Annotated in this window: 18 protein-coding genes and 2 pseudogenes; 9 read left to right on the forward strand and 11 right to left on the reverse strand. The window is 52.6% G+C overall.

What is annotated here, in order from left to right; translation table 11 throughout:
- The first annotated feature begins 7 nt into the window (after positions 1-7).
- From EP25_RS0107695 to recG, 3 genes are read left to right on the forward strand one after another with little or no spacing between them, the layout of a single operon-like run.
- Positions 8-2,185, forward strand: a complete 2,178-nt coding sequence (locus EP25_RS0107695) for a RelA/SpoT family protein (RefSeq protein ID WP_031433340.1) — start codon at positions 8-10, stop codon at positions 2,183-2,185.
- Between the two features lie 19 nt (positions 2,186-2,204).
- Complete coding sequence (locus EP25_RS0107700) at positions 2,205-2,603, forward strand: RidA family protein (RefSeq protein ID WP_031433341.1); 399 nt, start codon at positions 2,205-2,207, stop codon at positions 2,601-2,603.
- Positions 2,600-4,723, forward strand: coding sequence for an ATP-dependent DNA helicase RecG (gene recG / locus EP25_RS0107705; protein WP_268745438.1), 2,124 nt, complete (start codon positions 2,600-2,602; stop codon positions 4,721-4,723). Before EP25_RS0107700 ends, recG begins: the two co-directional genes overlap by 4 nt.
- Before the next feature lie 8 nt (positions 4,724-4,731).
- On the opposite strand, the pseudogene hspQ reads toward recG, so the two are convergent.
- Positions 4,732-5,043, reverse strand: a pseudogene (hspQ, locus tag EP25_RS24155) (heat shock protein HspQ).
- Positions 5,043-5,576, reverse strand: coding sequence for a gamma-glutamylcyclotransferase family protein (locus EP25_RS0107715; protein WP_031433343.1), 534 nt, complete (start codon positions 5,574-5,576; stop codon positions 5,043-5,045). The pseudogene hspQ and the gene EP25_RS0107715 overlap by 1 nt, the downstream one beginning before the upstream one ends.
- A gap of 392 nt (positions 5,577-5,968) precedes the next feature.
- Here EP25_RS0107715 and EP25_RS0107720 point away from each other — a divergent pair.
- Both EP25_RS0107720 and EP25_RS0107730 read left to right on the forward strand, forming a co-directional pair.
- A pseudogene (locus EP25_RS0107720) lies at positions 5,969-6,876 on the forward strand (tyrosine-type recombinase/integrase).
- Complete coding sequence (locus EP25_RS0107730; protein WP_036300033.1) at positions 6,873-7,970, forward strand: IS91 family transposase; 1,098 nt, start codon at positions 6,873-6,875, stop codon at positions 7,968-7,970. The pseudogene EP25_RS0107720 and the gene EP25_RS0107730 overlap by 4 nt, the downstream one beginning before the upstream one ends.
- Positions 7,971-8,380: 410 nt before the next feature.
- Here the strand turns inward: EP25_RS0107730 and EP25_RS0107740 are convergent, their stop codons facing one another.
- The 4 genes from EP25_RS0107740 to EP25_RS0107765 all read right to left on the reverse strand — a co-directional run bounded on the left by EP25_RS0107740 (position 8,381) and on the right by EP25_RS0107765 (position 12,656).
- Positions 8,381-9,082: a transposase gene (locus tag EP25_RS0107740; RefSeq protein WP_031433344.1), complete on the reverse strand. Its 702-nt coding sequence runs from the start codon at positions 9,080-9,082 to the stop codon at positions 8,381-8,383.
- Between the two features lie 520 nt (positions 9,083-9,602).
- Positions 9,603-10,652: a hypothetical protein gene (locus EP25_RS0107745; RefSeq protein WP_031433345.1), complete on the reverse strand. Its 1,050-nt coding sequence runs from the start codon at positions 10,650-10,652 to the stop codon at positions 9,603-9,605.
- Between the two features lie 331 nt (positions 10,653-10,983).
- Complete coding sequence (locus EP25_RS0107755) at positions 10,984-11,571, reverse strand: HupE/UreJ family protein (protein ID WP_031433346.1); 588 nt, start codon at positions 11,569-11,571, stop codon at positions 10,984-10,986.
- A 458-nt stretch (positions 11,572-12,029) separates the two neighbouring features.
- The gene (locus tag EP25_RS0107765) at positions 12,030-12,656 is read right to left on the reverse strand and encodes a VOC family protein (RefSeq protein ID WP_031433347.1); all 627 of its coding nucleotides are present in this window, start codon (positions 12,654-12,656) and stop codon (positions 12,030-12,032) included.
- A 497-nt stretch (positions 12,657-13,153) separates the two neighbouring features.
- On the opposite strand from EP25_RS0107765, the gene EP25_RS0107770 reads away from it, so the two are divergent.
- Entirely contained in the window at positions 13,154-14,314 is a 1,161-nt protein-coding gene (locus tag EP25_RS0107770) for a porin (protein ID WP_051906485.1), read from the forward strand.
- A 22-nt stretch (positions 14,315-14,336) separates the two neighbouring features.
- Here EP25_RS0107770 and EP25_RS0107775 read toward each other — a convergent pair whose 3' ends face one another.
- The 5 genes from EP25_RS0107775 to EP25_RS0107795 form a co-directional block, all read right to left on the reverse strand.
- On the reverse strand, positions 14,337-14,990 hold the full coding sequence (locus EP25_RS0107775; protein ID WP_152555613.1) for a hypothetical protein: 654 nt from the start codon (positions 14,988-14,990) through the stop codon (positions 14,337-14,339).
- Positions 14,991-15,293: 303 nt separating this feature from the next.
- Entirely contained in the window at positions 15,294-16,613 is a 1,320-nt protein-coding gene (locus EP25_RS0107780; RefSeq protein WP_031433350.1) for a DEAD/DEAH box helicase, read from the reverse strand.
- A gap of 108 nt (positions 16,614-16,721) precedes the next feature.
- Positions 16,722-19,493 carry an RNA polymerase-associated protein RapA gene (gene rapA, locus EP25_RS0107785; protein WP_031433351.1) on the reverse strand — a complete coding sequence of 924 codons (2,772 nt, stop codon included), beginning with the start codon at positions 19,491-19,493 and terminating at the stop codon, positions 16,722-16,724.
- A gap of 154 nt (positions 19,494-19,647) precedes the next feature.
- Positions 19,648-20,349 carry a hypothetical protein gene (locus EP25_RS0107790; RefSeq protein WP_031433352.1) on the reverse strand — a complete coding sequence of 234 codons (702 nt, stop codon included), beginning with the start codon at positions 20,347-20,349 and terminating at the stop codon, positions 19,648-19,650.
- Positions 20,346-21,359, reverse strand: coding sequence for a tryptophan--tRNA ligase (locus EP25_RS0107795; RefSeq protein ID WP_031433353.1), 1,014 nt, complete (start codon positions 21,357-21,359; stop codon positions 20,346-20,348). Before EP25_RS0107795 ends, EP25_RS0107790 begins: the two co-directional genes overlap by 4 nt.
- Positions 21,360-21,625: 266 nt before the next feature.
- On the opposite strand from EP25_RS0107795, the gene EP25_RS0107800 reads away from it, so the two are divergent.
- Genes EP25_RS0107800 through EP25_RS0107810 form a run of 3 tightly spaced genes read left to right on the forward strand, consistent with a single transcriptional unit; the run spans position 21,626 to position 22,828 of the window.
- The gene (locus EP25_RS0107800; RefSeq protein WP_031433354.1) at positions 21,626-21,925 is read left to right on the forward strand and encodes a PilZ domain-containing protein; all 300 of its coding nucleotides are present in this window, start codon (positions 21,626-21,628) and stop codon (positions 21,923-21,925) included.
- Positions 21,926-21,969: 44 nt separating this feature from the next.
- Positions 21,970-22,374 carry a 6-pyruvoyl trahydropterin synthase family protein gene (locus EP25_RS0107805; protein ID WP_031433355.1) on the forward strand — a complete coding sequence of 135 codons (405 nt, stop codon included), beginning with the start codon at positions 21,970-21,972 and terminating at the stop codon, positions 22,372-22,374.
- Between the two features lies 1 nt (position 22,375).
- Positions 22,376-22,828, forward strand: a complete 453-nt coding sequence (locus tag EP25_RS0107810; protein ID WP_031433356.1) for a DUF1249 domain-containing protein — start codon at positions 22,376-22,378, stop codon at positions 22,826-22,828.
- Positions 22,829-22,953: the final 125 nt, after the last annotated feature.

A 22,953-nucleotide genomic window follows, 5' to 3' on the forward strand; every position in this document is an offset into this window, starting at 1 on the left:
ATACTCTATGCCAGGAATAGTCGTCGAACCGGATCAACAAAAAACCGAGACGCCCGAAGATAAACTGCTTAGGCGTTTATGTTCGGTTCTGAGCGACTATCTGGATCAGGAACACATCGACGAAATCGTCCGCGCCTATCAGTTCGGCGCTAAGGCCCATGCCGGCCAATTTCGTAAAAGCGGCGAGGCTTTCATTTGCCACCCCGTATCCGTCGCTATCAGCCTGGCGGAAATGCGCCTGGATACTCGCGGAATCATGGCCGCCATTCTGCATGACGTGATCGAAGATACGCCCGTCAGCAAACAAGAGCTAGGCGAGCAATTCAGCGAGGAAATCGCCGAACTGGTCGACGGCGTCACCAAACTTACCAAACTGGATAACAAATCCCGCGCCGAGGCTCAGGCGGAAAACGTGCGTAAAATGTTCCTGGCCATGGCCAAGGACCTGCGCGTCATCCTGGTCAAACTGGCCGACCGCCTGCATAACATGCAAACCTTGGGCGCCATGCCACCAGCCGCGAAACGCCGTATCGCCAAGGAAACCTTGGAAATCTACGCCCCCATCGCCAACCGCCTGGGCATGAACAAGGTTCGTCATCAATTGGAATCACTCGGCTTCAAGGCCCTTTATCCGAGGCGCTATAAAATTATCAGTCACGCGGTCAAAAAAGCGCGCGGCAACCGCAAGGAAATCATCGATACGATTCAAGGGGCAATCCAGACCCGGCTTAACCAGACCGACATGAACTGTACCGTGGCGGGCCGGGAAAAGAACGTCGCCAGCATTTATCAGAAAATGCTGAACAAAAAAATCTCCTTTTCCGATGTGTTCGACGTTTACGCTTTTCGCATTTATTGCGAGACGGTCGACGACTGCTATCGCGCCCTCGGCTGCGTACACAATCTCTACAATCCGATTCCAGGCCGTTTCAAGGATTATATCGCCCTGCCCAAGGCCAACGGCTATCAATCCCTGCATACCGTCCTGCTTGGCCCCTACGGCGTGCCGATCGAAATTCAGATCAGGACCCACGAAATGCATCGCATGTCGGAAACCGGCATCGCCGCGCATTGGCTGTATAAGTCCGATAACATCGATAACGAAACGGCGCAGGCCCGCGCCAACGAATGGCTGCGCGACCTGTTGGAAATCCAGAAATCGGCCGGCGATTCATTGGAGTTTATCGAAAACCTCAAAGTCGACCTGTTCCCGCAAGAAGTCTTCGTCTTCACACCCCAGGGCGGCATCATCAAATTGCCGCGCGGTGCCACGGTGGTCGATTTCGCTTACGCGGTCCATACCGACATCGGCAATTCCTGCATCTCGGCGCGTATCGACAAAAAACTGGTGCCGCTGCAAACCCGGCTGGAGAACGGCATGACGGTCGAGGTCATCACCGCCTCGTGGGCCCGCCCCAATCCGCTTTGGCTCAATTATGTCGCCACCGCCAAGGCCCGCAGCAGCATCCGCACGTATCTGAAGAATTTCAAACAGCAAGAAGCGATCAATCTGGGCCGGCGCCTGCTGGATAATGAGTTGCATAGCATGAACCTGCAGTTGGACGATATCGATAGCTTCCGTATTAACGAAGTGCTGGAGGCTTTCCAGATGCATTCCCTGGATCAATTGCTGGAAGACATCGGCCTCGGCAACAAAATGCCTTTACTGGTCGCGAAACGCATCAGCCAAGCCGATGTTCATGCAGCCGTCAAACTGGACGACCAGGAAAGCAGCAACAAGGCCCCACTGATCATCAAGGGCAGCGAAGGCATGGTCGTGACGCTGGCCAAATGCTGTCGACCCATTCCGGGCGATCCGATCATCGGTTTTTTCAATCCCGGCAAGGGTATTGTCGTGCATCATCACGAGTGTCGCAACAGCAACGAAGTGCGAAAAAAACATACCAGTTGGCTGGACGTCGAATGGAGCAGCGAAGCCGCCGGGGAATTTCCCGCCGAAATCCGTATCGAACTCCTTAACCAACGGGGGACGTTAGCAACGATCGCCTCGACTATTTCCGGCATGGAATCCAACATCGAAAACGTCAAGGTGGTGGATCAGGACGAACGTGTCTCGGTGGACTTGATCACGTTGACGGTCAGGGACCGGGTACACCTGGCCAATATCATCCGCAAACTGAAAAAATTGAGCATTGTGTTAAAACTTACCCGCGTCAAAGGCTAAACATCCAAGGACTCGAACCATGAGCAGAGAAATCATCCAGACCGATAAAGCGCCTCAAGCGATCGGCACCTATTCCCAAGCAGTCAAGGTGAATAACACCGTCTACTTGTCCGGCCAGATTCCTTTACACCCGGAAACCATGGAAGTGGTAGACGGCGATATCGGCGTGCAGATTAGGCGCGTCTTCGACAACCTGAAGGCCGTTGCCGAAGCGGCTGGCGGCGATTTTTACGACATCGTCAAATTGAACGTCTTTTTGACCGATTTAGCAAACTTCCCCATCGTCAATCAAATCATGAGCGAATATTTCGGCCAACCCTATCCCGCCCGCGCCGCGATCGGCGTAAAATCGTTACCCAAGGGCGTCGGTGTGGAAATGGACGCCATCATGGAATTAAGAGACGACTACAACATATAAGTTATTACGGCCGGCGGGTTAGCCGGCCCACTTCAAGCCCGGGAAAGACCGCAGCCATGGAGATCCAACGACAACCGGTCGACAATCTATCCGGGATTGGCCCGCAAACCGCCCTAAAACTGCAAAAACTCGGTGTTCACTGCGTCCAAGACCTGCTCTTTCTGCTGCCGCACCGTTACGAAGACCGCACCCGCGTTCATCCGATCGGTTCATTGACCGCAGGCATGTCGGCCTTGATCGTCGGCACCGTCGAACTAAGCGATGTGCTGCCCAAGGGCCGGCGCAGTCTGATCTGCCGAATCGGCGACCAGACCGGATTCATCAACCTGCGTTTTTTTCATTTCTCCGCCAATCAGCAAGCCCAATTAAAACCGGGAACTCAAGTCTGTTGTTTCGGCGAAATCCGCCATGGTTACGCCGGTTTGGAAATCATCCATCCGGAATACAAAATCATTCATTCCCGGGAAAACGTCACCGAGGACAGCCTGACGCCGATCTATCCGTTGACCGAGGGCCTCCGGCAAAACACCTTGCGCAAGGCGGTCAAGCAGGCGTTACACCTGTGCTTGCCTCATCTGACCGACTGGTTGCCTGCACCTATTCTGCAACGACACAAATTCCCCGCGCTAGCACAAGCCCTGCGAACCCTGCACTGTCCGCAGCCCAACCTGTCCAGCCACGATATCCAGCAAAGCAGCTCCTTGAAACGGCTGGCATTCGAGGAATTTCTCGCTCATCACCTGCGCATGCTGCAGAACAAGTTGCGACAAAAACAATGGCGGGCGCCGGTGTTGCAGGCCGATGAAGGCTACAAGAAGCGCTTCCTCGCCAGCCTTCCTTTTCGGCTGACCAAGGCCCAACGACGTGTCATCGGCGAGATCGAGACAGACTGCGCGAATAACCATCCCATGCTCAGGCTGGTACAGGGCGATGTCGGTTCCGGCAAGACCGTGGTCGCGGCTTACAACGCCTTGCTGGCGTTGGCCAGCGACTTCCAGGTCGCCGTCATGGCGCCGACCGAACTGCTGGCCGAACAGCATCTGCGCAATTTCAGCCAGTGGTTTGCCGGCTTCGATTGCGCACCGGTTTTTCTGACCGGCCAACTGAAGGGCAAGGCCCGGCAACAAACCTTGGAGTCGATCGCCGACGGCAGCGCCAAACTGGTTATCGGCACCCATGCCCTGTTCCAGGAAAGCGTGCATTTCGCCAAACTGGGCCTAGTCGTCATCGACGAACAACACCGTTTCGGCGTTCATCAGCGCCTGGCGCTGCGGGAAAAAAGCCAGCCTACCGGGCTGCGGCCGCATCAACTGATCATGACCGCCACGCCGATTCCGCGTACGCTGGCGATGCTGCAATATTCCGATTTGGACCTGTCGATCATCGACGAACTGCCTCCCGGAAGAAAACCAATCACGACCAGCGTGATTCCGTCCGAACGCCGCGACGAGGTCATCGCCAGGATCCGCCACTGGATCGAGAAAAAACACCAAGCCTACTGGGTCTGCACGTTGATCGAGGAATCGGAGGCGCTGCAATGCGAGGCGGCAGAAAAAACTGCCGACTATCTGCGCGACGCCCTGCCCGACGTGCGCATCGCGTTGGTCCACGGCCGCATGAAAGCGGCCGACAAAGACGGCGTGATGCAGGCCTTCAAACGGCATGAGTCCGATCTATTAGTCGCGACCACGGTCATCGAGGTCGGCGTCGACGTGCCCAATGCCGGCCTGATGATCATCGAGAATCCGGAACGCCTGGGGCTATCGCAACTGCATCAGTTGCGCGGTAGGATCGGTCGCGGCGACGTGGAAAGCTATTGCCTGCTGTTGTACCAGTCGCCGTTATCGGAAAGCGGCCGGGAAAGGCTGAAAGTGTTCCGCGACAATCACGACGGCTTCGTCATCGCCGAAATGGATTTAAAAATGCGCGGCATGGGCGAGATCATGGGCACCCGGCAAACCGGCCAAGTGCAATTCAAAATCGCCGACCTGAATCGAGATAAAGAGCAACTGGAACGGGTTCAACAAGCCGCGGAATTGATCTGTAAAGATCATCCCGAAGCCATTCAACCCCTCATCGATCGCTGGCTGGGCGATGCCGGGCGCTACGCCGAGGTCTGACCCGGCGTTTAATTACGGCTGTTCCTCGGAATATAACGGCCTTGCTCGAAACCGCCGAAATAGTGTTCCAACAACGGATGTTGAATAGCTATGACGAAGTCGTAGGCTTCCAGATTCCGTTCGGCCACATAGGTCCGATGGACTTCCTTATCGACCGGTACATATTACCACGGCTGATCCTTCGGCGGCCTGCTCCGGGCGACTCGTTCATATCATGCTTCGCTGCCCTGAAACATGAAATCGACATCGCAAACGACGCCGATGTAGTCGAACAAGCGATGTTGCACGATTTGCTCGATGGCGAATTTTTCCCGCCGCATCAGTAATCCCCTTGCCAGATCGCACTGAGTGTTTGTTCGCAATCGATGCCCCAAAACGATGTGGAACGTTTGAAGTCTTCCACGAACGAGGTTCCGAATTCGGCGCTGCCGGACAGGCATAATCGCAGATAATGCCTCTGCGCGTCGGAGTTGGCGAGATAGCGGTATGGTTTGGCCGGTTTTGCGCGAAAATAATAAGCTTCGAGGATATCTTTGCGGTCATGATAATGATGCGCTTGAATCCGTACGAAATCATAACCGCTTTCCCTTCGTAATAAATTGTCCAAGGAAATTTCGTCCATTTCGAAACAGATTCCGTTCATGACGCTGTCGGCCGCATCGGCTTCCGCGCTCAACACGCAAACCGGCGCCTGCTGCTGTTCGTCGAAACGGTAGGTCGAGGCTAAATTGAACACCCGTTTCAGGCCGTGGGTCGCGGCCGGAAAAATATTGCGCGCTTCGGGCACGGTCTTTTTCAACGACGATTGGCTGATGAGGCTGCCATAGGCGAAGATTTTGTAGGTATTAGACATGTAGTTGTTTACGGTGTTGATCACGACGAATGTTTGACTGAAGGCATATTAAGCAGAATATATTCATCGTTTGTGAAATTTCGGCATGGGGGTGCTATCAGAGGACAACGTTCACTCAGCACCTAAATTGCATAGACTATTGGCTATCATCTTCGTTAATTAAGGTGCTGGGGGCTTTACGACAGCATCCCTACTGTCGAAGCATAACCGGATACCAAAAGCTGCATAGAGAGGTACAAGTGGCACAGCTTTTGGCAGTCCGTGTTGACGCGCTTGTTGGACGAAGCCGCTAACGCGGAGAAAAGCGGCAGTAGCCGGTAATTTATAAAATGTAATCTCACGCCCTCTTTTAAGAGGGATTATTCCATGACGAATCATGAGGTTACGCGACAATGACAACATCATTCGAATCCCATTTCAAGCAAAACTATCAAAGCCATCTGAAACACCTCAAACTTAAAGGGTTGCAGCCCAAGACGATCGAGGCCTATGCCCGTGCGATTCGACGTATCGGCCAGTATTTCAACGAAGACATCAATGCGTTGACCGAACAGCAACTGACCGATTATTTCACCGATTTGCTGGAGTCGCATTCTTGGAGTGCGGTCAAGTTGGACCTGTACGGTCTCAAGTTTTATTACACCCATGTACTGCGCAAGCCTTGGGTCGCGCCGCAGTTGGTCAAGCCGCCGAAGGCGCAACGTTTGCCGGATATCGTCACTGTCGACGAGGCGCGGTGTATCTTCCAGTCCACGCGTATTCTCAGTTACCGGGTGTTCTTTTTCACGCTCTACAGTCTAGGTTTGCGCCTCGGCGAGGGATTGCGTCTTGAGGTTGGGGATATCGATGCCGGTCGCCAACGCGTGCATATCCGAGATGCCAAGGGCAATAAGGATAGACTGGTGCCGTTGCCGGCTGCCACCCTGGATTTGCTACGCCGCTTCTGGCAAGTTCACCGGCATCCGGTCATGTTGTTTCCCAATCGCCATGGCGGTTTGAAGGGCGCGCAGCGCGCGCAGAGCCCTTTGGATCGCGGTGGCGTGCAAAAGGCTCTGCGCCAAGTCGCGCAAGACTGCGGTTTAAAAAAAAGATTACCCCGCACTGTCTGCGGCATAGCTATGCCACACATTTGATTGAAGCGGGCGTCGATCTACTGGAAGTGCAGAAAATCCTCGGTCACCACAGTATCCTCACCACTGCCCGCTATACTCACCTGACCGACGGCACGAATCAAAATACCGGCCAGTTGATTAATGCCTTAATGAATGGCTTCGACATCGACTGGGGGGCGGTCAAATGATCTTGCTTTCCGCCATCATCCAAACCTTCGAAGCCGAGTTTCTGGTCGCTTACCAGGGTCGCTTGTCACCCAGTCAGCGTCAGGCGCTGGCCGCGATGAAACACTGCCGCACGTCGCAAGGCCCTGTGATGTTGGCGCAATGCGATGATTGCGATCGGCAACGCTTGGTGCCGCATTCCTGCGGCCATCGCAGCTGCCCGCATTGCCAGTCGCACGAATCGCAACAATGGCTGGAAAGGCAGTTGCAGAAGCAGGTGCCGGCCGAATATTTTTTGCTGACGTTTACTTTGCCCAAAGAACTCAGGCCGTTGGCCTGGCAACAGCAACGTACGTTGTATGATCTGCTGATCCGCTGTAGTTGGGATACCGTCAACACCTTCACCCGCAACGATCAACAGCTTCAGGGCAATGCCGGTGCTATTGCTGTGTTGCATACCCATTCCCGCCGATTGGATTACCATCCGCATGTACACTTGGTGATGCCGGCGGCCGCCATCGATCCTGATAAACGACTGTGGCGCACCAAACAGGGTAAAAAGGGCCGGAAAGGCTATTTGTTCAATCACAAGGCAGTGGCCAAAGTGTTTCGGGCCAAATTGCTTGAAGCGATCTCGCAGGCCGGTTTGACATTGCCTGACTACTATCCGCAACAATGGGTCGTTGACGTCAAGTCGGTCGGACGCGGCGATAAAGCCTTGGTTTATCTGGGACGTTATCTCTATAAGGGCGTTATCCAGGAAAAGGACATTATTGCCTGCCGAGATGGCCAAGTAACCTTCCGTTACCAGGACAGCAAAACCAAAAAGTGGCAGACTCGAACACTACCCGGCGTGAAGTTTCTGTGGCTGATGCTCCGCCATGTTCTGCCCAAAGGCTTTAGGCGGACTCGCAACTTCGGCTTTTTGCACCCCAACAGCAAACGGCTGATTCGTCTGCTGCAAGTCTTGCTCGGCGTCAATCCCAATCGTGCTATCGCTTGGCTCAGGCCCCGCCCGAAACTCCAATGCCCATGTTGTGGTGGAACCCTGCAGATTATCAAAACGCGCATTCTCGGTTCTTCGGCTGTCATGGCATTGAATTCGACCAAAGCGTAGAGGCAAAACCGGTTATGTAAGCGGCATTTCTCACTGACCCAAACCGATCATCGGGCATTTTAGCACCGAGGCTTTCGTTCGGTCTGAATTCAGGGCAAAATGCCGCTAAAATCCGAAATTCCGGGTGTGATGATCAGCATCACGCCCATTTCAGCCCGTTTATCGACGTCAACGCTTGAAATGGGCCAACACATCCCCCAATCCTTCGAAAAGCTATTTTCTTATATAACGCTCCCTCCGAATACCGGGCTTGTCCAACAAACGGTTCAGATTGTGGCTCGCTCCGCGATTACAATCTAACCTTATTCGTTGGGCATGACTATACTGCGTACCAACATTTGTTAAAATATTCGAACAAAAATATTCGAACAAAAATATTCGGGGTCAAATATTCGGGGTCAGAGTAACATTTATGCTTCATTAATGCTCCGACTTCGTGGCCTTCCCGGCTTTCTTGCCGTAACGCGTTGCTTGGTTAAGGCTTCTATTTGTTTCGCGAACCGCTCGTTTCCCAGCGCCAGCCCTTTATTTATATTCTCCCTGATTTCATTTAATAGGTCTGTTCTGACCTGCGCTTTAAACAAATCACGGTAGTTGCTCAACCGTTCATGTTTCGATTTCCCTAAAGCCAAATATTCTGGATGCGGCGTTTGTAATTCACTTTCCACACCCAAGGCGTTGATCGCATAGCTCGACCAGCTATAGTCACTGGGGTCATCAAGCATACCCGCTCGAACCGGATTTAATTCGATATAGCGATAGAGTTCCAGCAGATACCGCTCACTTTGCACCAAACAGGATTTGAAACGACCTTCCCACAACGTGCCACTACGCTGGTAGGCATGATTATAATAGCGAACATACAGGCGTCCGAGGGATTGCATCATACGGCTAATAGCATTCTCTTTCCAAGGGGTACACAGCAGATGCACATGATTTGTCATCAAGACCCAGGCATGCACATCGACCTGATGCTTCAGGGACAACTCTTTGAGCCAGTTGAGATACGCTTTCATGTCTTCTTCACTGGCAAAGCAGACCTGCCTGTTATTTCCTCGCTGCAGGATATGTTGAGGCACGCCGACAGGGGCAACCCGAGTTAATCTTGCCATTGCGTCACCTAATTTACGAGTCAACAAGCCAATGATAACAGATAAATGTTACTCTGACCCCAAATATTTAAGCAGACCTGCCTGTTATTTCCTCGCTGCAGGATATGTTGAGGCACGCCGACAGGGGCAACCCGAGTTAATCTTGCCATTGCGTCACCTAATTTACGAGTCAACAAGCCAATGATAACAGATAAATGTTACTCTGACCCCAAATATTTAGGGAATAACGACTATCACATTTATTCGAAAGGGCTTTTGCTTCTATACGTATCTAAAGGCATCGCGTAATTAATCTTTTCGACTAACAGACGATTGTGTTTCCGCTCGGCAAGATTGACAGTTAAATAAACCAGATGGCTTTCGGAATATAAAATCGGCGGCAGTCGGTCATGGCGTCATTTTATACCCGACCGATGCGCCTCCTAACGTCGGCACATCCTATTTAGCGCACGTTATCGCGTTAAAACAACAAGACTTAGTGGCGTTTTTGATCCGCATAAAAACCGTATGTGACATTATCCTATTGATTGGCGATGTCGCATTCCCCGGCATCGAGTAACACGATTTCGACCCGGCGATTCAATTGCCCCCTCGCTTTTGAATATTCCCTGCTCATGAAGCGATCGCTATAACGCCGCTGCCGTTGCATTTTTTTGTAATCTCCTTGCCAGTCGTAACTTTCGATGCGCAAATATTTTCCCCGGTTCTTGCTTAAGTAGCGGATGACATTATCGCGGCGGGCATCGGCGATGAATAAATTGGCCTCCTCGTCGGAAGAGGCGTTGTTACATTTAGCATAATCGACTACCTTCGAGGAACTCGCGAAACCGCGCACTTGCAAGCGTATCGGCTTGTTTTCGCTGCCGCATTGCGACAGATCCTTGCTGAGTTGAAGCAAAAACGAGCGATGCAGCGAGTCGATTTTGGTACCGGTCCATTCCGTCGTCGAAGGCGCGTCGCATGCCGCTTCCTTTGCAAAAGGCACGATGATCGTCGCCATACTTTCCGACTCCTTGTCCGTGATAAAGGTCGCTCCGGAATTGATGAAGACGATGGTCGGTTTATTCGCAGCGGCCTGTTTTTTATGGATAATCGAAATAATCTTGGCCGCCGGCGGTTCCCAGCTGAACAACACGAACAGCGCGTACAAACCGACGATAAAGGGAAGCAACAAATCGAAGATAACTTTGCTGAAGACGATTTTATTAGTGAAGAATGCCGTAAATGCCGTCGCAAAAACGTTTATATAGGAACCGATTGAGTTATTCAGCTCCGCCAATGTTTCAAATGTCTGCGAGCCTTCCTGTCGAATCAAGCGCCATTGCCAGGACTTCCAATCCATGACCGCATGGGCGCAAAAGGAAATCAAATAATACAAGACCGCCAAGGCCAGCATCCGGGTAAAGCCGGTGGGGTCGATCTCGCCCGATTTAATGCCAAGCACATCGAAACCTTGGGGTATAAAGCCCGCCCAGGCAACGGCCACGCCCACGGCGGAAACCAACAAAAGAATCTTCCGCTCTTGCTCGAAGCGCGCTTCCAAAGGATTGCGTAACAGTTCAATTTTCATGCAGCATTCACCGGAACTTGCCTTGACGAACTATGCCGACATCATGGCGTATCCGTCAAGTTTGAAACAGACTTATTTCCGCTTGTGTCGAGCAAGTGACAACGGGAGATTCGATTATGGGCAAGAAAAAAAGATTGACCTGAATCGGTAAAAATCGATTGAAACGGCGCGACTGACGCCTTTATAACACTATGGAGTTCATAACGATTAATGAGAAGTGAGTGATTTTATGCCGCAAAGAGCCGCTCGCAGCCTAACAGGCAGTCTTCGAAGAGCCCGGCCTTGATCGACCATCTGTCGCTCAAGGCCGAATCGTTGAAGAACCGGTCGTTTAAACGCCAATCAACAAAGCCGTGCCGACCAAGGTGCACATAACCGTGAAAACGGCCCTGATGGTCTTTCCGACCAGGGGACCGGTAAAAACGCTCACCATCCCCAGCGCATGCAATACCGCCGTCGCGGTTAAAAATCCCAAGGCATACGTCATGGCATCGGCTTCGGCACCGATCTCGGCGGCATGGACATAGCCATGGCCTAAAGCGAAGGCCGCGACCAAACCGGTTGCCAAAACTGTCGGCAAGCGTTTGTTCAGGGTTAACAAAAGGCCGAGGGCCAGCACCGAAAATGCCACCCAAGTTTCCGCGCCGGACACCGCGATGCCGGCAAAACTCAACCAGGCGCCCGCAACCATTGCGGACAAGAAGGCCCCCGGCAATAACCAAAAGGTTCGTCCGCCCGACTTCGCCGCCCACAGGCCAATCACCACCATCACCAACAAATGATCCATGCCGAGCCACGGATGCACCAAGCCGTCGGTAAATCCGTGGATCGAGGCAATGCCGGTATGGGCAAGGGCCGAAGTCGAGATGACGGAAAGAACCAAAATACTAAAATAACGGCTGATAATTACTTTTCTCATGATTTCCTCTATAGTCTATAAAAGTTTGCATCCGGAAACATTCATCCCTTTGTTGCTTCTTCGATCGAAGCCGGAAAACAGATTTTACGGTCCTTCTCATTTGCTATGATTTTTCGTCATTGAAAATACCGGCACATCGCGGTACCGCCCGCTTACCTGAAATATCGCCCCATAAATACCCTTTATCGCGGCAATCGGTAAATTTATTGACAGTCATGCGGCATCCCAATGCCTATCACTCGCCAATTAAAGTCAAAAGGTTACTATGTCAAAACCACTGCCGTGAACCTCGGTTAAAACTGTTTCGACTCGTTTGGATTAAGCATCAATGCCAATCAGAATGCAAGTTACCGTTTGTTGAACAAACTATTTCTTTGTGATTTTCTTTGCGCAGCACCACGCATGACCGCTTCCTCCGATACCGATTACCACCCATCTAATCGCCTTAGCCGTTCTTTTTATAATTCGCGAACACCGAGAGGCGTATCGATAAGCGCACGCAGGTGAGGACGCTCATCCTTACCCACCGAGAACGACCCTTCGAGTTCTAGTGTAGCCAACAAACGTTCGACTCGTGCCGGCTCAGGATGAAAAAGTTCCAGTTTCAGCAAGGAGAGACCCAAATCCCGCAGCCTGGCGGCTGGCAACTCATTTGTGCGCCATTCGATCAGGGCAGGCGCAACCCCGTTCAGCGGCAAAACTCCGTCGGCGGGAATCGTTATCAGCCAATTAAGGTCGGCCCGTCTCATCGGTCTGATTTCCCCAAGCGACTCGCTAGCCGCGGATGCCGTGGTTTGTATGTCCGACACGCGAACCACCCACGCCGATAAGGCAGAGCCAGTACGACAATCCCAATGGTCAAGCCCGAACCATCGCGGCCTTCCGGGAGCCGGTGAGTCGGGATTAACCGCTATCACTTCAAGATAAAGGGCCTCTCCTAAACGCAACAGCATGTTATGGGTTCCCATGGCGGGATGCTCTCCGCCGTTTTGCGGCTCGACGCCAAGCTTTTCCCGGACGAACTCCGTTCCCGTCTCCAGGGTCGGCGCGGTGATGACGATATGATCGATCAAACTTTGCGGCATAAAGAACTTCCCTCCAAACATAAAAACTTGTGGCCATTGATTAACAATAAAAAGACGCAGACCTTATGAATTTCTGATCAACTGTTTAAACAAAGCCCTTCCGGGTATCGTAAACCTAAGAAAATCGCCTTTGTTATCGATGCACACTCTAGCTCGTTGCTCTGCGACGTCTTCTTCATATTTTGCAACAATAAGCGACCGCTCCAAAACGCATCGGTTAAAAATCCGTTTATCACGATAATTTCCGGACAGGATTATTGCTTGCCAAACTAGTATCGTATCGATATTATCTTTACGAATTTAAGCGTATTTAAGCAACAAACAATGTGCCAGCGAGCAATAACGATATGTGTAGACACAAGCCGCTTGAGCTTATTCCCTACGATAAAGAATTAACATTTATCGACATGAGCACCCGACAACGCAACGCAAAAACAATTAAGTCGGCAATTATCGGCCTAAGCTTTATTCTGTCAGTAAGTCTTGCAGGAAAAGCAATGGCCCTCGAAGACCAGCGCGAATTGCTTGATTTTTTACCAGGCTTTGCCGCCACTCGCTCGGATCTCAACCAAAACCAAGGGTTAACCATAGACGGCTGGCTTAATGCCGGGGTTGCTTACAATCCCGATGACCCCAACGATAATTTCAACGGCCCGGTAGGCTTTTCCGATCGCGCCAACGAATTTCAATTAAATCAGCTTTATCTCTATGTAGAACGTGATCCCGAAAACAAGCTCGAACAGTGGGGCTTGGGTGGTAGGCTAGACTTTATTTTCGGCAGCGATGCCTTTTATACCCGCTCTATGGGCGACCTCAGCGACCATTGGGACTCGCATATACTGCACCAACGCATTTACGGCATTGCCTTTCCGCAAGCTTATCTGGATATTTTTGCTCCCATCGGCCATGGCTTGCATATTCAAATCGGCGAATTCTACACGGTGGTCGGGAACGAAACCGTCACCGCGCCGGATAACTTTTTTTACTCCCGCTCTTACACGATGCAATTCGCCGAACCCTTCTCTCACACCGGACTGCTGCTTCGTTATCAACTGAGCGACCACATAGACCTGACAGCCGGTGCGGTAACCGGTAGTCCGTTTGCCGGCTGGGACGGCAGCTTTCAACATCATTTGGATAACTGGGGGTTCGTGGGGGGAGTCAACCTGTCGCTGCCGCAAACCGACACCTCTATCGCGATGACCGGCACCCATGGCAGTTTAACTGACAGCGAGGAAGCGGATGTCAATCTCTACAGCATCGTGATTAAGCAAGATTTAGCTGAAAATTGGCATCTTACCTTGCAACACGATTACGGCTGGCTCGATCGAACCTCCGCTAGCCATAAAGCCGAATGGTACAGCGTATTGGGCAATCTGAATTACGATATCCGCGATGACTTAGGACTGGGTATACGCTTGGAATGGTTTCGCGATGATGACGGTGAACGGGTGGGCTTTCCGGCCCGCCAGCCCGTTGAGTTTGGCCACGCGGCCCATTATTACGCGGCGACGTTTGGCGCCAATTGGAAACCGAAGGCATGGATAACCGTTCGTCCAAGCATCCGCTACGACATCAGCGACGGTTGGAAAGCGTTCGACAGCGGCACCAGTAAGCGGCAATTGCTGCTATCGACCGACTTTATTTTGAATTTTTAGATATGCCTCCGATTATGCCCAGCTAATCGGACAAACGCGAGTTGTTATCCGAGTTCGGCAAAAAACCTGTCTGTTTCTCCAACAACCGGTATTCATCGGCGGACATGCGTTTTTTACGCGACAAACGCTCATGCCTGGCTCGCGCCAGATAGCCGGCTAGGCCGCTGCCGGAGGCGACCAACACCATCATGCCGACGGTCACAAGCTGGCTGAAAACCATGACGCCGCCGGCCGCGGCAGCCAGGGTAAAGGCCGCGCCGACCTTAAAGTTGGCCCTGGCATGCGCCTTTCTAATTTCTTTTTCCAATTGCCGATAACTTTCCGTCACGACATGGGCTTTTTCCCGCTCGGCCTCTAGCAGAATTCTTTCCCGCTCGCGAGCGTGCCGTTCCTGCAACTTCGATTGTTCTTCGGCGATGCCGGCCTTTTCCCGTTCCGCCTTGAGCAGGAGCTTTTCCCGCTCCTGGGCATGCCGTTCATGCATTTGCTGCAGTTCGTTCTTGTACATATCGCGGGCGATATAGGCGAACCAGAACGCCGCCAACAAACCGACGATCAGGCAAAACAAAACGATCACGACGACCAACTGCACATCCCGCGACCAATTGAACGCGGCCACGACCATGAAGCCGGTGATGAGCTGGATCAAGACGATGCCGGGCAGAAATTTAAACAAGGTGATTTGAGTTGCAATGAAAAGAATATACTGTTCGCACTTCAAAATTCGGTTTTGGTAAGCCCTCATCCAACCTTCTCCCGGTGAGAGAAGATATCAATGTGCCGAATTTTGAAGTGCGCTGACTATAAATTAGAGCTTTATTCTACCCGAATGTTTCCAAAGCAATAACAGTGGCGGTTTGTTCGACTATCCAAACAGCAAACTCTTCTACTGGCGAAGACTATGAACATACGTGGACCGGATTAAGCCTTGCATGACCAACATCAGGGCTGATCGGCGGCTGACCGTCCCTCATTTTCCTCATGCCTTATTAGGCTGTCGCGGGCGACGCGTCCTCTTGGCCTTAGCAGGGGCGGCCGTGGCCGCTTGGGGAGTCTTGTTCCTGCTTTGTCTTCTGCCGCTACGACCTTTATTTTCCTTGGTGCCTGCCGGACCGGCTTTGCCTTGAGGTGCTTTGGGCCTGGCTGTCTTCTGCGGTTCCAGCGCAACGGGCTCGTAGCCGGTATCAGCAACCCGGGGAATCCGTTTGTCCAACATCTTCTCGACCGCGAACAGTAAATGCGCCTCCTCCGGCGCTACCAACGAAATCGCCTCGCCCTCGGCGCCCGCCCTGCCGGTACGGCCGATGCGGTGAACATAATCCTCGGCGACCGCGGGCAGGTCGAAATTGACCACATGAGGCAACTGCTCGATGTCCAGGCCGCGGGCGGCAATGTCGGTGGCGATTAAGGCGGTGATGTCGTTGTTTTTAAAGGCCTGCAGCGCCCGGTTACGGGCGCCCTGACTTTTATCGCCGTGCAAGGCGCTGCAACGGATGCCGTCCTTGATCAGTTGCCGGCACAAACGGTCGGCGCCGTGCTTGGTCCTGACGAACACCAATACCTGTTGCCAATTGTTATGGCCGATCAGCCAGGACAGCAGTTCGCGCTTGTATTCCTTCTTGATCGCATAAACCCGCTGACTCACACTATCTGCCGCGGCATTTTCTCTGGCGACGGCGACTTCGACCGGGTCATGCAGCAATTGCTCGGCCAATAGCTTTATTTCTTTGGAATAAGTGGCGGAAAACAATAGATTCTGGCGCCGCTCCGGCAGAATGTCGATGATTTTGCGGATGTCCTTGATGAAACCCATATCCAGCATGCGATCGGCTTCGTCGAGCACCAGAAACTGCACCTGGCTCAGATCGACCTGTTTTTGATAGAGCAGATCCAACAATCGTCCTGGCGTCGCGACCAGAATGTCGGCGCCTCGCTGCAGACGACGAATCTGCTGATTGATATTGACGCCGCCGAACACCACCTCGGCAAATAACGGCACATGCTTGCCGTAGGTTCTGACGCTTTCGTAAACCTGCATCGCCAGCTCTCGGGTCGGCGTCAGGATCAAGGCCCGCACTGGATGCGGCTTGCGTGGCTTTGGCTGATTCAGCAACAATTGCAGCAACGGCAAGGTGAAGCCGGCGGTCTTGCCGGTACCGGTTTGCGCGCCGGCCAAAATATCGCGCCCCTGCAAAATGACCGGAATGGCCTGCTGCTGCACCGGCGTCGGTTTTTCATAGCCCTGTTCGGCAATCGCTTGCAACAGAGGTTCGGATAATTCTAATTGGCTAAATGACATCATATTAAGGTTGGAAAGTCATGGAAAGATGCGCCTCCTAACGTCGGCACATCCGGCGAATCAATACGTAGACCGGATGAAGCAAAGCGAAATCCGGCAACAACTTGTTTAATTGGTGATAATGAAACGCACCGCATCCAGTTTCAGTTGCGCTGCCTGAATATTCTCGTGCGCCAGCAACGTCATTTCCTTCAATTGCTCGATTTCCTGTTCGCGGATACCCGGGTTGATCTTTTTCAAACGTACCAAACGCTTGATCTCGCCGGTCATCGCCGCGAGCATTTGCCGGTCGGCATCGGCAAGCAAATGTTGCATCTGTTGCCGAGCGTCCTGCTCGGCGATCTTGATCATGTCGAGCAGGTGCTGGCGCTGACTGTTCAGAAACGAACTAATCTGCGCCTTGTCGAATTTATCGCCGGTTTCAATCATGCTTTGATGGCTGATCGCGGCGGTCAAATCCTTTTTATTCTGGTCAATCAACACTCGGATCGGCGTAGGCGGTAAAAAGCGGCCGATTTGCAGCTCGGCCGGCGCGCTGCATTCCACCACGAACAACATTTCCAGCAGAAATTGCGCCGACTTCAATTGCGGATGTTTGATTACGCTGACCGCGGCGTTGCCGGTTTCGCTGGACAACACCAAATCCATCGCCGCCGTCACCATCGGGTGCTCGTCGGTCAAAAACTGCATATCCTCGCGCGCCAAGGCGATATCGCGGTCCACCGTGACGGTCAGGCCGTCATCCTGCAGCATCGGAAAATGAGCGATGCGCAGGCTTTCGCTCGGCCACAGAATATGGCAGTCCCGGGAATGGAACTCCACGTCCACGCCATAACAATCGAACACAGCCTCCATATAATTCCACAAGCTACCGTCCTGTTCCCGGTTCGCCACCAGCTCGATCAATTGCGCCGCCTCTTCGGGCTTGCAAGAATTCAGTTCCAACAATTGGTCGCGGCCGTGCTGAAATTCCTCCTCGATTTGGGCATTCAAGCGCTGCGTCTTGGCTATGAAATCATCGATCAAGCCGGGTTCGCGACTGTTCAAGGCGCGATCGAATTCATCTCCCAGCAACTCCACCACCTGAGCAGCGCCGGCACAGTTATGGCGAAAGGCATTCAAGCCTTCGTCGTACCAACGGAACAAAACCTGCTGACGACTGTTCTCCAGATACGGAATATGCAGCTGTATCACCTGTTTCTGGCCGATCCGGTCCAATCGGCCGATACGTTGCTGCAATAAATCCGGATTGTCCGGCAGATCGAACAAAATCAGATGATGCAGAAACTGGAAGTTACGGCCCTCGCTGCCGATCTCGGAGCAGATCAACAACTGGGCGCTGCTCTCCTCGTCGGCAAAATAGGCGGCGGCGCGGTCGCGTTCGACGATGCTCATACCTTCGTGGAAAATCGCCGCGGCGATGCCGTGCCGGTTTTTCAGCAACTGCTCCAGCTTGATCACCGTCTCCGCCTGCCGGCAGATCAACAGCGCCTTCTCCCCGCCCAATTCCTTCACTTTGGCGACCAACCAAACGAAATACGGATCGCGTTGCAGATCGTCCGTTTGCGCCTCGCCCTGCAGCGGATAGGCATGGCGTTGGCGATCGGGAAAGCCTTTGACGGTATGGCGCGAATTGCGGAACAGGATGCGTCCGGTGCCGTGATGGTCAAGCAACAGCGTGATCAGTTCCTCGCGTACCGCGGCACCGTGGTCGGCGTCATTGACTTTGCCCAACAGCGTTTCGACATGATCCTGCTGCAGCAAGTCCTTCAGTTTTTGCCGGTCGCCATCACTCAGCTCCTGGCCTCCGATCAACAGATTGGCGACCTCGGCCACCGGCTCGAACTGCCGTTCCTCCTCCAGGAAGCGTTCGAAACTGTAGAAACGGTCGGGGTCGAGCAGGCGCAATCGGGCGAAATGACTTTCCTTGCCCAGCTGCTCCGGCGTGGCGGTCAACAACACCAGTCCCGGTACACTGTTCGCCAGTTGCTCGACGAACAGGTATTCCGGACTCGGCGCCTCTTCGCTCCATTCCAGGTGATGCGCCTCGTCGACCACGACGATGTCCCAATCGGCCGCCAAGGCTTGTTCTTGGCGGTGTGGATTATTTGCGAAAAAGCCCTGACTACACAACACCCATTGTTCGGTCATGAACGGATTGGCTTCATGGCTTTCGACACAGCGCTCCTCGTCGAAGATGCTGAAACGCAGATTGAAGCGGCGCAGCATTTCCACCAGCCATTGATGCACCAGGCTGTCCGGAACGATCACCAATACTCGCCGGCTCAACCCATTCAGCAAGCGGTGGTGCAGAATCAACCCGGCCTCGATAGTTTTTCCCAGGCCCACCTCGTCGGCCAGCATGATTCGGGGCGCGATGCGCTTAGCCGCTTCATGGGCAATATAAAGCTGGTGCGGTATCAAGGCGATGCGGGCGCCCTGCAGTCCCTTCACGTCGGATTGCTGAAATTGCCGCTGCCGCAACCAGGTTTCGTGGCGCAACAAGAACCAACCGGTAGGATCGAACTGGCCGGTGAACAAGCGGTCCTGCGGCTTGTTGAATTGAATATGATGATTCAGTTCCATTTCATTCAATTGCCTGGCCTGACCGCTTTCGTCGATCCCCAGATAAGTAATCAAGCCATTTTTTTCCTGCAATTCCCGCACCGTCAGGCGAACATCATCGGTCGATTCGATCACGTCGCCGACGGTAAACTTGACCCGCGTCAACGGCGCATTGTCCTTGGCGTAGACGCGCTTATCGCCGGTCGCCAAAAACAATACGCTGACCCGGTTGAATTGCACTTCCAAAATCAGGCCCAAGCCCAATTCCGATTCGGTATTACTGATCCACCGTTGGCCGGGGATAAAATCATTCATAGAGTAAATAATGTCTATTGATTGGAAAAAATAGAATGCGTAAAGCATGGTGAAGCGCATCATGGTTTATTTCGAGGCGCTGAATTAGGTCTTTTGCGCCTTCTAATAGTTGATGCGCTTTCTGTCGTCAGCGCCCTACACGTTTAGATAAGCGTTAATGCGCATGAACGAAAATGTCGCGATAGGAAACGTACATCAATGTTGCCACCAGCATATAAAACAAAGGAGTCAGCAACGGCACCAGGCCCATGCCGACCAAGGCGCTCAACATCACGAAGGCGCCGAGCTTGTACATGACGGAGGTGTGCTGATTGAACGCCTGCCGGCCGCGCTCTCTGGCTTCGCTCCAACTATGATGTTCGAATACCATCAGCGGATAACTGAACCAGCTGCCGAAACTGCCCAGCATCAACAGCACGAACAGTAACGCGACAATGCCGGCCGAATACAACCACACGATCAACTCACGCAAGGTTTTTCCGGACAGATTCTCAGGCGTCAGTTCCCAATGGAAGAAAAACTGCAGAATTTTTTCGCTCTCCCCGGCATGGATATTGGCCGCCACGCGAAAAACAAACCAACACAACGCGATGATAAGGGCCAGCGTCAACGCGGTCGGCAAATGCCGCTTGCCGACCGCGCGCATATCCACCGACTCGTCCCGATCGATCGCCGTGACGAGGCCGATGCCAAGAAACAAACTAGTGACCGAAGCCACGATGGCCAAAAGCAGAGAAATACGCCCCAACCCCAACAACACGGCAAAAGCCAAGACCCAGCCCAGCCACAGCACCGGTTTTTTATTGGCCAATGCAAATGCCTGCAGCAGCCAGCCGCTAAAGGTTATTTTCTTCACAGCGTAATCTTGCTGATACCGACCGTTTCGCGCAGTGTTGCAATGAACGGCACGCTGATTTCGCGAGCTTTTTTCGCGCCCTCCTGCAATTGCTCTTCGATGTGCTCGGGCGCCTGCAACAAGGCCTCGTAACGCTCGCGGGCCGGTGCGATTTCATCGTTGATTTTTTCGAACAAAATCTTCTTCATCTCGCCCCAGCCGATGCCTTCGGCATAACGCTGGCGAATTTCCTCGACCTCGTGTTGATTGGAGAACGCCTGATAAATCGCGAACAAAGTGCAACCGTTTGGGTCTTTCGGCTCTCCGGGCTCCAGGGAATTGGTTTTGATCTTGTTGATCAATTTACGCAGTTTCTTTTCAGTCTCGAACAGCGGAATGGTGTTATTGTAGCTTTTACTCATCTTACGGCCGTCCAGGCCCAGCAAGGTCGCGGCGTTGTCATCGACGACCGCTTCCGGCAGGACGAAATGTTCGCCATAAAGATGATTGAAACGGCCGGCAATGTCCCGCGCCATTTCGATGTGTTGGATCTGGTCCTTGCCGACCGGCACCTTGTGGGCATTGAACATTAAGATATCGGCCGCCATCAGAATCGGATAACTGAACAGCCCCATCGTGATACCTTTGTCCGGGTCGCCGCCGCCCGCTTCCTCGTTTTCCGCGACCGCGGCCTTATAAGCATGCGCCCGGTTCATCAGGCCTTTGGCGGTCACGCAAGTCAGCATCCAGGTCAATTCCAGAATTTCCGGCACGTCGGATTGGCGATAAAACACGGCGTTGGAGGTATCCAGGCCCAGCGCCAGCCAAGTCGCGGCGATTTCGCGGCTGGATTGCTTGACCCGCTCCGGTTCGTTGCATTTGATCAAGGCATGATAATCGGCCAGAAAATAAAATGGCCGCACATCGTCGTCTTTACTGGCGGCGATCGCCGGCCGGATAGCGCCTGCGTAATTGCCTAAATGAGGGGTTCCTGTAGTGGTGATGCCGGTAAGGACAATTGACTTGCTCATTTAACTTTTCCTGATTGTTGCAAGAACCGATTCAATACGCGTTATAGTCGTCTCGACGCCAAACCGGTTCCCAGTATGTTCATTAAAATCTGAGAAATATTACACAAATCGCTAGTAATAGCCAGCATTTCACGGCCTATCTTATTATTGCAACGCAATAAATTGCCAACTTACATTTGCCCAACTATTTAGGCGCTTTTTATAGTAAACTCTGCACATAATGAATTTTAGCTAGTTCAATAAAGGCATAATGCCAGGGGAAACAGATGCTGGAATATGATGAAAAACGCAATTATATCCGGATGGAAGTTGACTGTGACATCACCTATAAACCGGCCGGTTCCGATGAAGTCCATACGGGCCGCTGCACATCCATCAGTGGCGCCGGGTTATCGTTTGTCTCCGATACGCCCTTCAATCCCGGTGTCGCATTGGAAGTCTGCATCAGTCCGAAAAGCAATGTGACCCCGCCGATGACGGCCTACATCGAAGTCGTGCGTTGCACGGAAAACGAACACGACGGCTACGACATCGCCGCCACTATTGAAAGCATTAAGGGGAACTGAACGGTATTCCCCGGTCTTGCGGCTTATGGGGACACGTATTAATTATGTATATCATCACCAAAGAAGTTTATTTTTGTTACGGCCACCGATTAATGAACCACCCCGGCAAATGCCGGAACCTGCATGGACACAGCGTCAAGGCATCCATATCCATCAAACAGGAGCAACTGAACGAGCAAGCCATGGTTTGTGATTTCTCCGACATTAAAGAAAGCGTGGAAAGATATATCGATGCGCACCTGGATCACAATTTCCTGTTGCACAAGGACGATCCCATCATTCCGGCATTGATCGCCAATAACGAACGCTTCATGACCCTGGACGAACATCCAACCGCCGAAGTGTTGAGCAAGATGATTTATCGACATTTGCAGGCCGAAGGTTACGATGTCGATCAAGTGGCGTTGTGGGAAACGGCCAGCGCCAGCGCTTGTTACCGGGAAAACTAAGATGAGTCTGGTACACCCTGTCAATACCTCGCTATGCCTGGAAAAGCTATGCGAATCCAATTTTCAAAAGCTGTTCCGCTTGATTCCCGACTTGGAAAATTTTCGCCATCGGGCGATAGGCTATACCGAACACAAGCCGGCGTTGTATTTGAAAGTACTGGAACGCAGCGCCTACACCATGACCATCGAACTAAGCCATTGTTTCAACCAGCAATTGGTGGAATTCATGGAGCCGGCGGTCAAAATCCGCCTCTATCTCGACGCGCAATTAGCCGAAGTCTTGAGAGACCATGCCCGCCACGACGTCTCCAAGGTTTATCGCTGCCCCTCGCAAAGCGTCGAAATCAGGGACTATAAATGGCGCTTGAATTATTTTTTGCAAAAATGGCTGGACCACTGCCTGAAAACCGATTATGACTTTAACGAAGCCAACGAGGCGTTGGCTTACGCTTAGCGGAAACACGCTGCCGCATAGATTGACGAAGCGCGAGCTTGTCCAACATGATCAAGTCATACAGGTCGATGCCTCGATTGGTTTATATAAACAGCCTTTGCCTACGTACCGCCGAACTTGTGCAT

This window comes from Methylomarinum vadi (assembly GCF_000733935.1).
GTDB lineage: Bacteria > Pseudomonadota > Gammaproteobacteria > Methylococcales > Methylomonadaceae > Methylomarinum > Methylomarinum vadi.

Excerpts from the sequence above, each read along its gene's own strand:
- EP25_RS0107695 (WP_031433340.1), top strand. The coding sequence starts at position 8 with ATGCCAGGAATAGTCGTCGAACCGGATCAACAAAAAACCGAGACGCCC.
- EP25_RS0107700 (WP_031433341.1), top strand. The coding sequence starts at position 2,205 with ATGAGCAGAGAAATCATCCAGACCGATAAAGCGCCTCAAGCGATCGGC.
- EP25_RS0107715 (WP_031433343.1), bottom strand. The coding sequence starts at position 5,576 with ATGTCTAATACCTACAAAATCTTCGCCTATGGCAGCCTCATCAGCCAA.
- EP25_RS0107730 (WP_036300033.1), top strand. The coding sequence starts at position 6,873 with ATGATCTTGCTTTCCGCCATCATCCAAACCTTCGAAGCCGAGTTTCTG.
- EP25_RS0107740 (WP_031433344.1), bottom strand. The coding sequence starts at position 9,082 with ATGGCAAGATTAACTCGGGTTGCCCCTGTCGGCGTGCCTCAACATATC.
- EP25_RS0107745 (WP_031433345.1), bottom strand. The coding sequence starts at position 10,652 with ATGAAAATTGAACTGTTACGCAATCCTTTGGAAGCGCGCTTCGAGCAA.
- EP25_RS0107755 (WP_031433346.1), bottom strand. The coding sequence starts at position 11,571 with ATGAGAAAAGTAATTATCAGCCGTTATTTTAGTATTTTGGTTCTTTCC.
- EP25_RS0107765 (WP_031433347.1), bottom strand. The coding sequence starts at position 12,656 with ATGCCGCAAAGTTTGATCGATCATATCGTCATCACCGCGCCGACCCTG.
- EP25_RS0107770 (WP_051906485.1), top strand. The coding sequence starts at position 13,154 with ATGGCCCTCGAAGACCAGCGCGAATTGCTTGATTTTTTACCAGGCTTT.
- EP25_RS0107780 (WP_031433350.1), bottom strand. The coding sequence starts at position 16,613 with ATGTCATTTAGCCAATTAGAATTATCCGAACCTCTGTTGCAAGCGATT.
- rapA (WP_031433351.1), bottom strand. The coding sequence starts at position 19,493 with ATGAATGATTTTATCCCCGGCCAACGGTGGATCAGTAATACCGAATCG.
- EP25_RS0107795 (WP_031433353.1), bottom strand. The coding sequence starts at position 21,359 with ATGAGCAAGTCAATTGTCCTTACCGGCATCACCACTACAGGAACCCCT.
- EP25_RS0107800 (WP_031433354.1), top strand. The coding sequence starts at position 21,626 with ATGCTGGAATATGATGAAAAACGCAATTATATCCGGATGGAAGTTGAC.
- EP25_RS0107805 (WP_031433355.1), top strand. The coding sequence starts at position 21,970 with ATGTATATCATCACCAAAGAAGTTTATTTTTGTTACGGCCACCGATTA.
- EP25_RS0107810 (WP_031433356.1), top strand. The coding sequence starts at position 22,376 with ATGAGTCTGGTACACCCTGTCAATACCTCGCTATGCCTGGAAAAGCTA.